Annotated in this window: 2 protein-coding genes; both read left to right on the forward strand. The window is 74.3% G+C overall.

Features of this window, described 5'->3' with window-relative positions; translation table 11 throughout:
• Positions 1 to 600: class II glutamine amidotransferase (locus tag Q0L15_RS23110; RefSeq protein ID WP_296607204.1), on the forward strand; the 600-nt coding region annotated here is incomplete at its 5' end.
• The gene (locus tag Q0L15_RS23115; protein ID WP_296607205.1) at positions 597 to 1,457 is read left to right on the forward strand and encodes a MurR/RpiR family transcriptional regulator; all 861 of its coding nucleotides are present in this window, start codon (positions 597 to 599) and stop codon (positions 1,455 to 1,457) included. The genes Q0L15_RS23110 and Q0L15_RS23115, both read left to right, overlap by 4 nt.
• Positions 1,458 to 1,520: the final 63 nt, after the last annotated feature.

Below are 1,520 nucleotides of genomic sequence, written 5' to 3' on the forward strand. Positions count from 1 at the left end.
GTCGTGCACCTGCGCTGGGCGTCCGCCGGGCTCGCCGTGCAGCCGGAGAACTCCCACCCCTTCCTGCGGGACGCCGTCGCCTTCGCCCACAACGGCTCGCTGCGGCCGTTCGGGGTTCTCGACGACCTCCTCACCGACGAGGAGCGGGCCGGGCTGCACGGCACGACCGACAGCGAGCGCTACTTCGCGGTGGTGCGGCGACACCTCCGACGGGACCTGGACCTCCCGGCGGCGACGCTCGCCGGGGTCCGCGAGCTGCGCGCGATCTACCCGCACGCGAGCCTGAACGCGTTGCTCCTCGACGGCACGCACCTGGTCGCCGTACACGCCTCGGCGTCGAGCACCCTGCCCGCCGAGGACGTCGACGAGATCAGCCGCCTGGACCTGCCGGGGGAGCACCTGGAGGACTACTTCGGCCTGCGCCACGCCCGTCTCGACGACGGCGCCGTCGTCGTCGGCTCGACCGGCTTCGGGTCGCTCGACTGGCAGCCGTTGCCCCCCGAGTCGGTGACGGCCATCCGGCTGGACGACCGGTCGCTGCACACCGAGCTGCTGGAGTCGCCCGCGACCGAAGCGGCAGATGACAGAGTGGCGGTGTGACCGAGCCACCGTCGAGCGTCGCCGAGCTGACGGCGGCGAGCCTGCCGTCGCTCAGTCCCGCGGAGCGGCGGGTGGGGCGGGCCCTGCTCGCCGACTACCCCAGCGCGGGCCTGGGCAGCGCCGCGCGGCTGGCGGAGCGGGCCAACGTCAGCGCGCCCAGCGTGCTCCGGTTCGCCCAGACCCTCGGGTTCGAGGGCTTCGCCGACCTCCAGTCGGCGCTCCGCGCGGAGCTGTCGGCCCGGTCGAACGGCCCGCTCACGCGGCTCGCGGACGCCCCGTCCGCTGGGTCGACGCTCGCCCGGATGGTCGACCAGGGGCGCGCGCAGAACGACGCGGCCCTGTCGTCGATCGCCGGGCTCAGCGAGTCGTCCGTCGACGCGGCGGTGGCGCTCCTGGCCGATCCGGCGCGACGCGTGTTCCTCCACGGAGGACGGTTCTCACACCTGCTCGCCATCTACCTGGCCGGCCACCTCGAGCAGCTCCGCACCGGCGTCCGGCTGCTCGAGGACCCGTTCGGCCGGGACCTCGGCATCACCGTCGACCTGGGCCGGCGCGACGTCCTGGTGCTCTTCGACTTCCACCGCTACCAGCGCAGCGCGGTCGAGATGGCCGACCGCGCGCGCAAGGCCGGCACGGCCACGGTGCTGATCACCGACGACATGGCCTGCCCCGCCGCTCCCGAGGCGGCGGTCGTCCTGGTCGCCGCGAGCACCGTCAACTCGACGTACCAGAGCATGGCCGGGGGCTTCCTGCTCACCGAGCTGCTGCTCCCTCCGGTCATGGACGCCATCGGCGAGCCCGCGCGCACCCGGATGGCGCTCTGGGAGCAGCACCGCTCCAGCGAGCTGGTGCCGTGACCGCCTCCCTCGAGGAGCGGCTGCTGGCGGACGCGCCGCTGCTGCGCGGCTGGGCCGACTTCG

The sequence above is a fragment of the Nocardioides sp. genome (assembly GCF_024509035.1).
GTDB lineage: Bacteria > Actinomycetota > Actinomycetes > Propionibacteriales > Nocardioidaceae > Nocardioides.